General features: G+C 63.1%; 16 protein-coding genes. 15 read left to right on the forward strand and 1 reads right to left on the reverse strand.

The window, feature by feature from the left end:
• The 7 genes from JWR89_RS10965 to JWR89_RS10995 form a co-directional block, all read left to right on the forward strand.
• On the forward strand, positions 1–254 hold a 254-nt coding region (locus JWR89_RS10965; RefSeq protein WP_299715590.1), incomplete at its 5' end, for a holo-ACP synthase.
• Positions 255–324: 70 nt separating this feature from the next.
• The gene (locus JWR89_RS10970; protein WP_299715593.1) at positions 325–558 is read left to right on the forward strand and encodes a hypothetical protein; all 234 of its coding nucleotides are present in this window, start codon (positions 325–327) and stop codon (positions 556–558) included.
• A complete protein-coding gene (locus JWR89_RS10975) occupies positions 555–770 on the forward strand; it encodes a hypothetical protein (RefSeq protein WP_299715596.1) in 216 nt (71 codons plus the stop codon). Before JWR89_RS10970 ends, JWR89_RS10975 begins: the two co-directional genes overlap by 4 nt.
• Before the next feature lie 313 nt (positions 771–1,083).
• Positions 1,084–1,842, forward strand: coding sequence for a signal peptidase I (gene lepB / locus JWR89_RS10980; RefSeq protein WP_299715598.1), 759 nt, complete (start codon positions 1,084–1,086; stop codon positions 1,840–1,842).
• On the forward strand, positions 1,839–2,663 hold the full coding sequence (rnc, locus tag JWR89_RS10985) for a ribonuclease III (RefSeq protein WP_299715601.1): 825 nt from the start codon (positions 1,839–1,841) through the stop codon (positions 2,661–2,663). Before lepB ends, rnc begins: the two co-directional genes overlap by 4 nt.
• 34 nt (positions 2,664–2,697) lie before the next feature.
• Positions 2,698–3,633 carry a GTPase Era gene (era, locus tag JWR89_RS10990; protein WP_299715633.1) on the forward strand — a complete coding sequence of 312 codons (936 nt, stop codon included), beginning with the start codon at positions 2,698–2,700 and terminating at the stop codon, positions 3,631–3,633.
• Positions 3,634–3,644: 11 nt separating this feature from the next.
• Positions 3,645–4,037 (forward strand): hypothetical protein, encoded by a 393-nt coding sequence (locus tag JWR89_RS10995; RefSeq protein ID WP_299715604.1) that lies wholly within the window; start codon positions 3,645–3,647, stop codon positions 4,035–4,037.
• Between the two features lie 103 nt (positions 4,038–4,140).
• Here JWR89_RS10995 and JWR89_RS11000 read toward each other — a convergent pair whose 3' ends face one another.
• Positions 4,141–6,084 carry an AI-2E family transporter gene (locus JWR89_RS11000; protein WP_299715607.1) on the reverse strand — a complete coding sequence of 648 codons (1,944 nt, stop codon included), beginning with the start codon at positions 6,082–6,084 and terminating at the stop codon, positions 4,141–4,143.
• 328 nt (positions 6,085–6,412) lie between these two features.
• Here JWR89_RS11000 and JWR89_RS11005 point away from each other — a divergent pair, with 328 nt between their 5' ends.
• The 8 genes from JWR89_RS11005 to JWR89_RS11040 all read left to right on the forward strand — a co-directional run bounded on the left by JWR89_RS11005 (position 6,413) and on the right by JWR89_RS11040 (position 12,320).
• On the forward strand, positions 6,413–6,859 hold the full coding sequence (locus JWR89_RS11005) for a hypothetical protein (protein WP_299715610.1): 447 nt from the start codon (positions 6,413–6,415) through the stop codon (positions 6,857–6,859).
• A gap of 64 nt (positions 6,860–6,923) precedes the next feature.
• Positions 6,924–7,679, forward strand: a complete 756-nt coding sequence (gene recO, locus JWR89_RS11010; RefSeq protein ID WP_299715613.1) for a DNA repair protein RecO — start codon at positions 6,924–6,926, stop codon at positions 7,677–7,679.
• Positions 7,680–7,717: 38 nt separating this feature from the next.
• The gene (locus JWR89_RS11015; RefSeq protein ID WP_299715615.1) at positions 7,718–8,221 is read left to right on the forward strand and encodes a hypothetical protein; all 504 of its coding nucleotides are present in this window, start codon (positions 7,718–7,720) and stop codon (positions 8,219–8,221) included.
• 77 nt (positions 8,222–8,298) lie between these two features.
• The gene (locus JWR89_RS11020; protein WP_299715618.1) at positions 8,299–8,592 is read left to right on the forward strand and encodes a hypothetical protein; all 294 of its coding nucleotides are present in this window, start codon (positions 8,299–8,301) and stop codon (positions 8,590–8,592) included.
• Positions 8,593–8,601: 9 nt separating this feature from the next.
• Complete coding sequence (locus JWR89_RS11025) at positions 8,602–10,065, forward strand: TolC family protein (protein WP_299715621.1); 1,464 nt, start codon at positions 8,602–8,604, stop codon at positions 10,063–10,065.
• A 14-nt stretch (positions 10,066–10,079) separates the two neighbouring features.
• A complete protein-coding gene (locus tag JWR89_RS11030) occupies positions 10,080–11,462 on the forward strand; it encodes a copper oxidase (protein WP_299715624.1) in 1,383 nt (460 codons plus the stop codon).
• 53 nt (positions 11,463–11,515) lie between these two features.
• The gene (locus JWR89_RS11035) at positions 11,516–11,977 is read left to right on the forward strand and encodes a cupredoxin family protein (RefSeq protein ID WP_299715627.1); all 462 of its coding nucleotides are present in this window, start codon (positions 11,516–11,518) and stop codon (positions 11,975–11,977) included.
• Positions 11,978–12,014: 37 nt separating this feature from the next.
• On the forward strand, positions 12,015–12,320 hold the full coding sequence (locus tag JWR89_RS11040; protein ID WP_299715630.1) for a copper-binding protein: 306 nt from the start codon (positions 12,015–12,017) through the stop codon (positions 12,318–12,320).
• Positions 12,321–12,631: the final 311 nt, after the last annotated feature.

A 12,631-nucleotide genomic window follows, 5' to 3' on the forward strand; every position in this document is an offset into this window, starting at 1 on the left:
GCTTCGCCGCCAAGGAGGCCTGTTCCAAGGCCCTCGGCACCGGGATTCGGCAGGGCGTCTGGTGGCGCGACATGGGGGTGGTCAACCTGCCGGGCGGCCGGCCGACCATGCTTCTGACCGGCGGCGCGTTGGCCCGCTTGCAGGCCCTGACGCCGGCCGGCTTTGAAGCGCGGATCGACCTCACCATCACCGACGACTGGCCGCTGGCGCAGGCGTTTGTGATCATTTCGGCGGAGAAGGTGGTCGTCGGCTGAACAGGTAGGCGAGTTGTAATTGCAACTTTAAGGTGCCAAATTGAGCTGTCTTAACCTTCTGGTCGATCAGATGAACAAGCTTGCCATCAATGAGCGGCTGAAATTGCTGGCAAATTTCGCGAACACGGTCGCCGCGGCATTTCTGTCAGCTGGCGTCATCGGACCCGGGCTGGCCTTCTTCTATGGCCTTGCTCCTAACGGCCCGCCGGCCACGTCGATTGTGGGAGTGTCCCTAATTTGCGTGGTGGCAAGTGCCACCATACATTTGGGTGGAAGGGCAGTCCTTGGAAGGATCCAGGAATGACGTACTTCCAGCTTTACGCGTTGTTCGCTCCGCTCATGGCTGCGGTTCTGTTCATTGGGTTCGCCCAAATACTTGTCCGTCGGGATTTCGCGGCCTATCGCCGATTCCAGGCCCAAGCGTTACCACCGGAAATCCAGGAGGCGGCACGTGCGGCGAATGAGAAGTTCATCGCCGACGCCCTGAGAGATATGGCGCAGCGACCGGCGGCGTAGCCAGGTCCGTTTTCCACTAGGGGCTTGGTCCGGGCTCGCCGCGCCATCGCGCCCGGACTTAAATTTCTTCAACTTGTCATGCCTTTAGCCGGTTTTGCCTGATGGGATAACAGTTCCGTTGATTGCGGCGCGGTCAACAACCCGCTAAAAGCGCCGGACTGCCTTCGGCCGGGTCGAATGCGCCTGGACCCTCTGGGTTTGCGCCGCAATTCGCCCTAAACATCAGAATCAGAGGCTTTTCTCATCGCGACGCCATTTTCGCGTGAGACACATCACCAGCGGCGCGGCGATCGCGACGGGAAGCGGGAAAGCGATGAGCGTGACATCCGGAACCAAGACTGAAAGCGGCGTCGGCGAAACCATCCGCGTCGTCATCAATGCGCTGCTGATCGCGCTGGTGATCCGGACCTTCCTGTTCCAGCCGTTTAACATCCCGTCGGGCTCGATGAAGGCGACTTTGCTGGTCGGCGACTACCTGTTCGTCTCGAAATATTCCTACGGCTACAGCCATTACTCGATCCCGCTGTCGCCGCCGATCTTCTCCGGCCGGGTGTTCGGCTCCGAGCCCTCGCGCGGCGACGTGGTGGTGTTCAGGCTGCCGAAGGACGACTCCACCGATTACATCAAGCGCGTCATCGGTCTGCCTGGCGACAAGATCCAGATGAAAGAGGGGCTGCTCTACATCAACGACAAGCCGGTGCAGCGCGAGCGGCTGAGCGATTTCGTCGGCGAGGACCCCTGCGGCTCCGACGCCACGGCGCGGGTCAAGCGCTGGAAGGAGACGCTGCCCAACGGCGTCACCTATGAATCGCTGGATTGCGTCGATAACGGCTTCTACGACAACACCAACATCTACACCGTACCCCCCGGCAACTTCTTCATGATGGGTGACAACCGCGACAACTCCACCGACAGCCGGGTGCTGTCGGCGGTGGGCTACGTGCCGTTCGAGAACATCGTCGGCCGCGCCCAGATGATCTTCTTCTCGATCGCCGAGGGCGAGCATGCCTGGCAGATCTGGCGCTGGCCGACGGCGGTGCGCTGGAATCGCATCTTTTCCATCGTGCGATGAAGGACGATACCGCCAAGCCCATTGATACCGCGCCGAGAGCCGACGAAGTGAGCCTGCCTGACGACGCCATCCCGGAATCCGCCGCGGCCCGGAAGAAGCGCAGGAACGCTGCCCTGAAGGCCGCCGCGGCCGAAATCGAAACCCGGATCGGCTACGTCTTCAAGGATCCGGCGTTGCTGGCCACTGCCTTCACCCATGTGTCGGCGCTGAAGTCCTCCGCGCGCAACCGCGGCGACAGCTACCAGCGACTCGAATTTCTCGGCGACCACGTGCTCGGCCTGATCGTGTCCGACATGCTGTACCGGGCGTTTCCGGCCGGCGACGAGGGCGAATTGTCGAAGCGGCTCGCGGATCTCGTGCGCAAGGAGACCTGCGCTGATGTGGCGCGTGCGCTCGGCCTGCTCGACGGCATCAAGCTCGGCAGCGTCGGCGCCGGCGCCGGCGCGCGGTTGCGCAAGTCGGTGCTCGGCGATATCTGCGAAGCGGTGATCGGCGCGATCTTCCTCGATGGCGGCTATCCCGCTGCGGAAGCCTTCGTGCAGCGCAACTGGGTCGAGCGGATGCGCAAACCGGTGCGGCCGTTGCGCGACGCCAAGACGGTGTTGCAGGAATGGGCGCAGGGCAAAGGGCTTCCGACGCCGGTGTACCGCGAGGTCGAACGCTCCGGTCCGCACCACGATCCGCATTTCAGGGTTGCGGTGGATGTCCAGGGCCTGGTGCCGGCGGAAGGCGAGGGCGGCAGCAAGCGCGCCGCCGAGAAGGCCGCCGCGCAGGCGATGATTGCGCGTGAAGGCGTCAGCAGTGGCGGCAATGAAGGATGATGTTTTGAACGAAGCCGACGAACCCCGCGATGACATGCCCGACGAGCCGCATCATGAAGCGGATGCGATGCCCGCCGATACCCGCTGCGGCTTCGTCGCGCTGATCGGTGCGCCAAATGTCGGCAAGTCCACCCTGGTCAATGCGCTGGTCGGCTCCAAGGTCACCATCGTCTCGCGGAAGGTGCAGACGACGCGCGCGCTGATCCGCGGCATCGTCATCGAGGACCACGCCCAGATCATCCTGGTCGATACGCCCGGCATCTTCCTGCCGAAGCGCAGGCTCGACCGGGCCATGGTCAAGACTGCCTGGAGCGGGGCGCATGACGCCGACCTGGTCTGCATCCTGCTCGACGCCCGCGAGGGGATCGATGAGGAAGCGGATGCGATCTTCACCAAGCTGGAAACGGTCAATCACCCGAAATTCCTGGTCATCAACAAGGTCGATATCGTCTCCAAGGAGAAGCTGCTGAAGCTGGCGCAGGCCGCCAACGAACGTATGAAGTTCGTTGAGACCTTCATGATCTCGGCAATGACCGGCGATGGTGTCGAGGATCTCCGCAAGCGTCTCGCCAAGGACGTGCCCGCCGGCCCGTATCACTATCCCGAAGACCAGATGTCGGACGCGCCGATGCGGCATCTGGCCGCCGAGATCACCCGCGAAAAGATCTTCCGCCAGCTGCATCAGGAATTGCCGTACCAGTCGACCGTGGAGACCGATACCTGGACCGAGCGCAAGGACAAGTCGATCCGCATCGAGCAGACGATTTTCGTCGAGCGTGAAAGCCAGCGCAAGATCGTGCTCGGCAAGGGCGGCGCCACCATCAAGTCGATCGGCGCGGATTCCCGCAAGGAGATCGCCGAGATCACCGGCGTGCCGGTGCATCTGTTCCTGTTCGTCAAGGTGCGCGAGAACTGGGGCGACGATCCCAACCGCTACCGCGAAATGGGTCTCGAATTCCCGAAGGAATAGCAGTCAACCCGATGAGCGTTGCCACCACGGTTCCGAAGAACGTCTTCTATTTCGAAGTGCTGCTGTACATGTCGTTGATCCTGGATTCGCTGTCGATCGCGTTTCAGGACCGCACGCCCGGTGCCGACCTGTCCGAGACGACCATCGCGGCGGCGAATATCGTGGCCGCCTGCATGCTGCTGCTGTTCGTATTCCTGGTGAACCACGCCGCCCACGGCCGCAAGAGCTGGCCGCGCTGGCTGCTGACGGCGTCGCTGGTGTTTTCGGTGCTGTCGCTGATCCAGATCCTCGGCACGTATGGACTACAATTCGACAGCGTGATCGAGATCATCTCCTGCGCGCTCACCGCCGCCGGGCTGTACTGCGCCTTCACCGGCGATGCCAAAGACTGGTTCAACGCGTAAACTTGTAGGGTGGGCTAAGGCGTTCTTCGCGCCGTGCCCACCATCCCACGCGCTATTTGCTATTGGTGGGCACGCTTCGCTTTGCCCACCTACATCGCTCCTGCTATGCCTTGCCGGCCCGATCGAGCGCTGCATCGACGCCGGCGGCGAGAGCTGCGAGCGCGGTCGAGGATGTCAGCCCCTTTGAAAGCGCGCAGATGTCGTCCACGACATCCGTGAAATTGCCGCTGACGAAGGTGACGTTGGGCATCGGAGTCGACATGGCGTCGTGCTCGCCACCGACGGTGGCGACGATGATGGGGCTAGCCTTGCTTTTCTTCGCGAGCCGTCGCACGGCGTATTGAACCATCGCGGGCGATGGCTTGCCGACGTAGCAGATGCACAGCGCCGCTGCCCCTGTGAGATCGAGCGAAAAGAACCGCGATATCGACAACGCATCCGCTGCCTCGGCCGCGGCGCCGATGCCGCGGCGTTTCAGCAATTGGGCAAGGACCAGCGACGCGGCCTCGTCGAGTTTGCTGGAGCCGGGCAGGAAGAGTACCGCCCCGGGTTCTTTCCAGTGCGCCGGGCGCCGGTCTTCGTCTTCCGCTTCAATGGTCTTGTCCAGCCGCGCCAGATTGGAGCGAGGATCCAGGCTCGGCACCTCGTCGATGCCGATGACATCTTCGTGGCTGTCGAAGTCATCGACGACTTCCGTCACGGTTTCCAGAATGCGGTCCAGCCGGTCGGCCGACAGCCGTCCGAGCGTCAGATCGGCATCCGCCAAGCGGAGACCGGGAAGCAGGATCTTATCGTGATAGTTGGCGAGCGTCGCGCCTTGCAGATAGGTCTGGGCCTGCTGCGAGGCTTCGACGGGGTCGCCGGCCAGCATGCGCTGGTAGACTAGTTGCGACGGCGTCAGCGCCGGCTGGTTGCCGAGCAGTACGTCGAAGAACTGCAGGCGATCGACGTGGCGTCCGACCACCACGAGGCAGATGGTCAGCGGCGTCGCCAGCACCAGGCCGATCGGTCCCCACAGCCAGGTCCAGAACGACGCCGACAGCACGATCGCCACCGGCGACAGGCCAGAGCTGCGGCCGTAGACCAGCGGTTCGACCACCTGGCCGGCGATCAGTTGCAGCGTGCCGAACAGCGCCGCGGTCATCAGCAGCATGCTCCAGTCGGATCCCACCGCCGCGGCGAGAATCAGCGGAAACACCGCCGAAATCGGTGAGCCGACATAGGGCACGAAGCGCAGGATGGTGGCGACCAGGCCCCACAGCGGCGCGCTCGGTACGCCGATCAGTTGCAGGCCGATCCCGATCAGCAGCCCGAACGAGGCATTGACCATCATCTGGTTGAGGAACAGCCGGCTCAATCGCTGCCCGGCATCGTCGAGGGCGGCGGTTGTGCGCTGCATGTCGTGCGATCCGGCCAGCCGGATGAAGCGGTTTCGCAAATCCTGGCGCTGCAGCAGAATGAAGATCACAAAGATCAGCACGATCCCCGTCGTCGTCAGCGGCTGGATCAGCGGCTGGATGATCGCTACCAGGGTCGAAAGCGTGCCCGGATCGGGCTGGCGGATTTCCACCAGCAACGGCTTGTCGGCGGCCTGCCGGCGCAGTCCGTCGAGCACGTTGCGGCCTGCGGATGGATTTTGCAGTTCGGTGTCGAGCTCGCGTAACACTTTGGAGGCGCGCTCGAGCGTGCCCGATCCGCCGGTGGCGAAGCCGCGCAGGCCATGAATCTTGTCGCGCAGGGTCTGCTGGTAACCGGGGAGTTCTTCGGCAAGCCGGTTGGCCTGCGATACCATCACGCCGCCCAGGCTGAACATGATGGAAAAGCCGATGAACACCGTGACCAGCACCGACAGGGTGCGCGGCACCCGCCATGACTGCAGCCGGATCACGAACGGCGCCAGCACGAAGCTGAACAGCACCGCCAGGGCCACCGGCACCAGGATCTCGCGGCCGAAATACAGCCCAGTGACGATCAGCGCCGCCACGGCCATGTTAATGAGCGCCGTCCCCGGGGGCTTCGGGAGGCGGATCGGTGCGATGTCTGTCACTGAAATTTCCGGTTAGGTCCGATGACGGACGCGCAGGCTCAAGCGGCAACCGCTGCGCCGGATAAACGTTCCCTCCTCGCGGCGCGGGCGTCAAGGTAGTGAAGGCGCGTTATGGAATAGACCGGCGAAGGCATCATCATGCGGTGCAGAGGCGCGGCGATTCCAGCGCTATCGTTACCGACGCTCGGTGGTAATTTTTGCCGGCTGCGAAGAATTTGCCTGATGGTCACGAGTAGTGGCCCGTAGAATTCTCGCATTTCCAGTGGTGACGTCTGGTACGACAATTGCTGAGATATCCTCGATGAAGTTTTCAACTCGGGGAATTGGAATGCAGATTAGAAGCGCGTCGGTCACGTCGTCCTATGCGGCGCAGGGCGCGAACCGGTCTCAGAAGACAGAGAGCGCATCCAGTGCCTCGGTCGCCAATGGCGGGGCCGGTGTTTCCGCTTACGATTTCTCCAGCATGTCACCGGCTCAGATGCGCAATACGGTCAACGATCTGATCCGCAGCGGCAAGATGACGCTCGATGAGTCCGGGGGACTTCTTGGCATGATGTCGCCGCCGGCTTCGCGATGGGCTGGCAGCGGCGGCCCATCGGCCGAAGAAAGCGACCGCTTGGACAATCAGCCGTTTGATGCTTTCGCGACCTTGCGTGCAGGCATAACGGGTGCGCAATCTCGGGGAGATGATCGCAATGTCGAGGCCCTCGGTAAGACCCTGGACGCCTTGCTGCGACTTCAGGGCACCACGGCTTCGGTCGATATCCGCGCTTGAAAATCGCTTCGGGTTTCCCCTGCGGAAGCTGAAGTCATGGTGAAAATCATATAAGGTCCCATTCATGGAATGGACCGACGAAGGCATCGTGCTGGGGGTGCGCAAACATGGCGAATCATCGGCCATCGTCGAGCTGCTGACCCGCGGCCATGGCCGCCATCTCGGACTGGTGCGTGGCGGGGCGGGATCGCGGATGCGGCCGCTGCTGCAGCCGGGCAACAGCGTGCGCGCGACGTGGCGGGCGCGGATCGACGAGCAGTTGGGCTACTACCAGATGGAAGCGACGAAGATGCGCGCCGCCACCGTGCTGGCGTCATCCCATGCCGTCTATGGGGTCACCCATCTGGCCTCGCTGGCGCGGCTGCTGCCCGAGCGCGATCCGCACGACGATATCTATGAGATGCTGGAACGCATCCTCAACGATTTCGACGATGTCAGCGAAGCCGCGATTCATGTGGTGCGGTTCGAGCTGGCGATGCTGACCGAACTCGGCTTCGGCCTCGATCTGGAAAACTGCGCCGCCACCGGCGCTACCACCGAGCTGATCTACGTCTCGCCGAAATCCGGCGGCGCGGTGTCGCGGGCCGCCGGCGAACCGTGGCGCGACCGCTTGATGCGGCTGCCACCGTTTTTGCGCGAAAGCGGCGAGGGCGGCCAAAATAGCTGGTCAGACCAGGACCTGCAGGACGGCTTCGATCTCACCGGCCGCTTCCTGCTGCGCAACGTGCTGGAACCGCGCGGGCAGGGGCACTCCGACGCCCGCGACGGGTTTATCCACGCGGTGGCGAAGCATCTGGCGCGGATCAGTTCGGCTTCCTGAAGCGCAGTTCGATGTTGGCGCGCTTCGCATTAGCGTCTATGATCGCCCGGTCGGTTGAAATCGAGAGACATTTATTCGGAATGCTGGTTCGTCTTACCAGAGTGCAACGGCTGAAAGCAGGGTGGATCGTCGCCCTGGTTTATCTGTTGTGCGTGCTGGCGCCGACGATCTCTTACGCGTTGCCAGGGCAGCATCGGGCCGCTCCGTGCCTGACTGGCGAAAGTCACATGACCGGTATGGTTCATGTTCGCAACGACGTGCCGGCGACGCATATGCACAATGACGGCCACGTGCATGACCATGCGGCTGTGCAAGCCGCCAGCGACGACCGATCGGTGGCGCTGAACGGTAAACCGGAAACCGGCAAAGCGCCGCATACGTCCGACGGGCAATGCTGCGGGCTGATGTGCGTCGTCGCGTTGCCGGCGACATTGTTCGATATGGTGACGCCTTCCACGCCGACGGCCCTCAGCAAGGTCGAAGGCGATCGCAAGGTCACCGATAACGCCCCGGCACGGCTCTACCGCCCGCCCATTTCCTGACCTGACTTCATCGACGCGGTGCCGCGCCCGCTAAGGGCACGCGCGCCTGTGGTCCATCGTCATTTCAGGAAAACAAAATGCTTGCGCAGCGTGGTGCGATGCTCGCCGCCGTTCGTTCGGTGGTCGAGATTCTATTGGCTATCCGATTTCCAACCTACGCCGGCATGACCGCCGCAGCATTGGCGCTGGGGGCGTGCACGCCGACGACGGTGCCGCTCGCCGGCGCCGATCCTGCCGATCCCGGTGCCAGGGTCGCCAGCGCCGGCTATCGCTCAACCATTGCCCCGTACCGCAGCCTTCGCCCGGTCGCCCCCTCGGCATGGCGCGAACAGAACGACCGCGTCGCTCCGGCGCCGAAATCCGGCCAGTAGGAGCGAGTGATGTCCATACAGCCCAAAAAGCCTTCCGCCGCACCGTGCAAAAACCGAGCGGGTCCCGCGGCGGCAGCCGTGCTGCTCTCGTCACTGCTCCTGTCGGGGTGCGCTACCTTCTCGCCCGAGGGCGGGATGAACGTCGTCTCCAGCGTTGCCGGCGAAACCCTCGGCAAGGATGTGGTTGCCATCCGCACGCCGGATGATGCCCAGCGCGCCCATGCATTGGTCCTGGCGCTTGTTCGGCGAGACCTCACGGCGGATAGCGCCGTGCAGATCGCGCTTCTGAACAACCGCGGCCTGCAGGCCTCCTACAACGAACTGGCCCTGGCGGAGGCCGATATGGTTGCAGGTAGCCTGCCGCCCAATCCGACGTTCTCCATTTCGCGCATTGCCGGAAGCGGCGCCCTCGAGATCGAACGGCAGGTGGCCGGCGATATCCTGGCTTTGGCGTCGCTACCCTTCCGGTCCGAAATCGCCCGCCAGCGGTTCCATAAAGCCCAGCTCCGTGCCGCCGAGGATACGCTGCGCCTCGCTGCCGACGTCAGGCGGGCCTACTACCGCGCCGTTGCGGCCAACGAATTGACGGTCCTGCTGACGGACGCCAACGCCACCGCGGAATCGACGGCCCAACTCGCAGCGAAGCTCGGCCAAACCGGGGCGCTGAACAAGCTGGATCAGGCTCGCGAGCAAGTCTTCTACGCGGAGACCACGGCCGAACTGGCGGCGATACGGCAGGACGCGGCAAGCGCGCGCGAGCGCCTGATCCGGTTGCTTGGACTGTGGGGCGAGGACATCCATATCCGGCTGCCGCAGAAACTGCCGGTCCTGCCACGCCGACCGCTATCGCTGCCGCGCATCGAGGTGGACGCAATCGAACACCGGATCGACCTGCAGATTGCCCGCATCGAACTGGCCGCGCTGGCCCGGTCTCTCGATCTCACGGAGGCCAGCCGTTTCGTCACGATGCTTGAGGTCGCCGGCATCGATCGCAAGACGCGCGACCCGGAGGGGCCGCCGTTCCGCGAACGAGGTTTTGACGTGCAGTTTCAGATTCCGATCTTCGACGGCGGCGAAGTCCGCGTCCGGCAGGCCGCTGAGACCTATAACCTCGCCTTCAACCTGCTGACCGAGAAGGCGGTGAACGTGCGCTCGGAAGCGCGCGACGCTTTCCGCGTGTATCGCTCGACCTACGACATCGCCGGCCACTATCAGCGCGAAGTCCTGCCGCTCCGCAAGATCATTTCGGATGAGATGCAGCTCCGCTTCGGCAGCATGCAGGTCGACGTGTTCGCCCTGCTGACCGAGGCGAGGCAACGGATCGCGGCGTTGCGCGCCGCCATCGGCGCCAAGCGCGATTTCTGGCTCGCGCAATCCGAACTGCAAACCGCGATCAATGGCGGCGGCCGTGCCGACACAGCGCCCGATCTGACCGCTGCAACCGCCGCACAGACCTCCGGCGGAGGCCGATAGAAATGGAGAAACCCATGTTGTCCCGACGAAATTTTCTCGGCACCGCGACGGCGCTAGCCAGTGCTGCCGCGGTCTCTGGTCGTGCCCAGGCGGCAAGCATTCCCGAAGCGCCGATCATGGAAAAGGCGACGACGCAGCCGCCGCTGCACCCCGTGAGCGGTCCCGACTACAATCCCGTCGTCACGCTGAACGGCTGGACACTGCCTTGGCGCATGAACGGCGACTGGAAGGAATTTCATCTGGTTGCCGAACCGGTCGAGCGCGAATTCGCAGAGGGTATGAAGGCCCATCTGTGGGGCTACAACGGCCAGTCGCCCGGTCCTACCATCGAAACGGTCGAGGGCGACAAGGTCCGCATCTTCGTCACCAACAAGCTGCCCGAGCACACCACCGTCCATTGGCATGGCGTGATCCTGCCATGCGGGATGGACGGCGTTGGCGGATTGAACCAGCCGCACATCCCGCCGGGCAAGACGTTCGTCTACGAATTCGAAATGATGCATAGCGGCACCTTCATGTATCACCCGCATTCGGACGAAATGGTCCAGATGGCGATGGGCATGATGGGAATGATTGTCGTGCACCCGCGCGACAGAGCGTTTCGGCCTGTCGATCGCGACTTCGTCTTTGTCATGAGCAGCTACGACATCGATCCCGGCACCTACCTGCCCAAGGTGGCGGAGATGACGAATTTCAATATGTGGACCTGGAATAGCCGCGTCTTTCCCGGGATCGATCCGCTGCCGGTTCGGTTGGGCGATCGCGTGCGGGTGCGGGTCGGCAATCTCACCATGACCAACCATCCGATTCATCTGCATGGTCACAACTTTGCGGTCAGCGGCACCGACGGCGGCTGGGTGCCCGAAGCCGCGCAATGGCCGGAAGTAACTACCGACGTCCCGGTCGGCGCCATCCGCGCCTTCGATTTCACCGCCGACAATCCCGGCGACTGGGCGTTCCACTGCCATAAGTCGCATCACACCATGAACGCCATGGGCCACGACGTCCGAAACCTAATCGGCGTCTCCAAAAAGGATCTAGCCAAGGCGATCGGAAAACTCGCGCCGGACGCCATGGTGATGGGTTCCACCGGAGGGGCGATGGGCGACATGGAGATGCCGCTGCCCGACAACACGCTGATGATGATGAGCGGGTCGGGGCAATTCGGTCCCATCGAAATGGGCGGCATGTTCACGACGATGAAGATTCGCGAGGGCCTTGCCCGCGACGACTACCGAGATCCAGGCCCCTACGAATTTCCCAAAGGCACGGTCGCCTATGAAATCGCGGCGCCGCCAAGCGAAGCGCCGCGTCAGGTCGACGGCAAGACCGGCAGCAAACCCGCCGCGTCCAAAGACATGAAGGGAATGACGATGAAGGGGAAGAAGACCATGTAGGCAAGCAGCCGTCGATCGACACTATCGGACAACAAACCACACGGAATATTGACATGACTCATAAACTACGACGCGCCGCTTGCGGCATCCTGCTGGCTGCCATCGCCTTCTCCTCCGCGGCTGCGGCACACGAACAACACGGGGGATACGCCGCGGGAGAGCCCGGAGACCCGAAGAAGCCGGCGCGGAAGATCGAGATTCTCATGAACGAGATGGATTATTCGCCGGCGGTGATCGACGTGAAGCGCGGCGAGCAAGTGCGTTTCGTGCTCCGCAATATCGGCGCCGAAGCGCATGAATTTCTGTTGGCGACCACAGCAGAAAATCTCAAGCACGGCGAAGCGATGAAGAAGAATCCCGACATGGAGCATGACGAGCCGAACGGCCTCCGCCTCGCGCCGAAAAAATCCGGGGAGGTTTTGTGGAAGTTTTCGAAGCCCGGCACCTTCGAATATTCGTGCCTGATCCCGACGCATCGGGAATCCGGGATGATCGGCAAGGTCGTCGTGAAATAGCCACCTCTCGGACCCTCGATTGAAGAAGGACTGCAAGATGAAGACCAATCGATATGTTGTACGCGTCGCCGCTGTCCTGTTCGCAATGTCCTGCTCGGCAGGTTTTGCGGAGGACGGCGCGGTGCGCGGCGAAGTGAAGAAGATCGACCTGGCGGCCGGCAAGATCACGCTCAAGCACGGTCCGATCAAGAGCCTCGATATGGAGGAGGAGGGCATGACCATGGTGTTTCGCGTGACGGATCCCGCGATGCTGAAATCGGTCGGGGTCGGCGACAAGGTCATGTTCGACGCCGGCCGCGTCAACGGCCAGATCGCCGTCACGTCGATCCGGAAGTCCAAATAGCCACGAAGGCACGCCGAGGCGGCAGCCAAGGGCGTCCGTCCGCGCGATTGCGCGGATGGGCGCCAATTTCGGCGGTTGGGACCAGCCAGGATCGAAGCATGATCGATGGGTGGCCGATTCATTTCTTGCCCCTCGCCACATCTAGGGGTAACCCGTCGCCATGGGAAATCGACTGAGTCCGCCGGAGCCGGCTGAGATCCACGAAGTGATGCTGCGGGACGCGCTCGAGGAGCGCTATCTCGCTTACGCGCTTTCGACCATCATGCATCGCGCACTGCCGGACGCCCGCGACGGGATGAAGCCGGTGCATC

Source organism: Tardiphaga sp., assembly GCF_028290785.1.
In the GTDB taxonomy this organism is placed as follows: domain Bacteria; phylum Pseudomonadota; class Alphaproteobacteria; order Rhizobiales; family Xanthobacteraceae; genus Tardiphaga.

Coding starts and splice junctions, on each gene's coding strand:
- JWR89_RS11040 (WP_299715630.1), top strand. CDS start 12,015: ATGAAGACCAATCGATATGTTGTACGCGTCGCCGCTGTCCTGTTCGCA.
- lepB (WP_299715598.1), top strand. CDS start 1,084: ATGAGCGTGACATCCGGAACCAAGACTGAAAGCGGCGTCGGCGAAACC.
- JWR89_RS10970 (WP_299715593.1), top strand. CDS start 325: ATGAACAAGCTTGCCATCAATGAGCGGCTGAAATTGCTGGCAAATTTC.
- JWR89_RS10975 (WP_299715596.1), top strand. CDS start 555: ATGACGTACTTCCAGCTTTACGCGTTGTTCGCTCCGCTCATGGCTGCG.
- JWR89_RS11035 (WP_299715627.1), top strand. CDS start 11,516: ATGACTCATAAACTACGACGCGCCGCTTGCGGCATCCTGCTGGCTGCC.
- JWR89_RS11005 (WP_299715610.1), top strand. CDS start 6,413: ATGCAGATTAGAAGCGCGTCGGTCACGTCGTCCTATGCGGCGCAGGGC.
- JWR89_RS10995 (WP_299715604.1), top strand. CDS start 3,645: ATGAGCGTTGCCACCACGGTTCCGAAGAACGTCTTCTATTTCGAAGTG.
- recO (WP_299715613.1), top strand. CDS start 6,924: ATGGAATGGACCGACGAAGGCATCGTGCTGGGGGTGCGCAAACATGGC.
- JWR89_RS11020 (WP_299715618.1), top strand. CDS start 8,299: ATGCTTGCGCAGCGTGGTGCGATGCTCGCCGCCGTTCGTTCGGTGGTC.
- JWR89_RS11025 (WP_299715621.1), top strand. CDS start 8,602: ATGTCCATACAGCCCAAAAAGCCTTCCGCCGCACCGTGCAAAAACCGA.
- JWR89_RS11030 (WP_299715624.1), top strand. CDS start 10,080: ATGTTGTCCCGACGAAATTTTCTCGGCACCGCGACGGCGCTAGCCAGT.
- JWR89_RS11015 (WP_299715615.1), top strand. CDS start 7,718: ATGATCGCCCGGTCGGTTGAAATCGAGAGACATTTATTCGGAATGCTG.
- era (WP_299715633.1), top strand. CDS start 2,698: ATGCCCGACGAGCCGCATCATGAAGCGGATGCGATGCCCGCCGATACC.
- rnc (WP_299715601.1), top strand. CDS start 1,839: ATGAAGGACGATACCGCCAAGCCCATTGATACCGCGCCGAGAGCCGAC.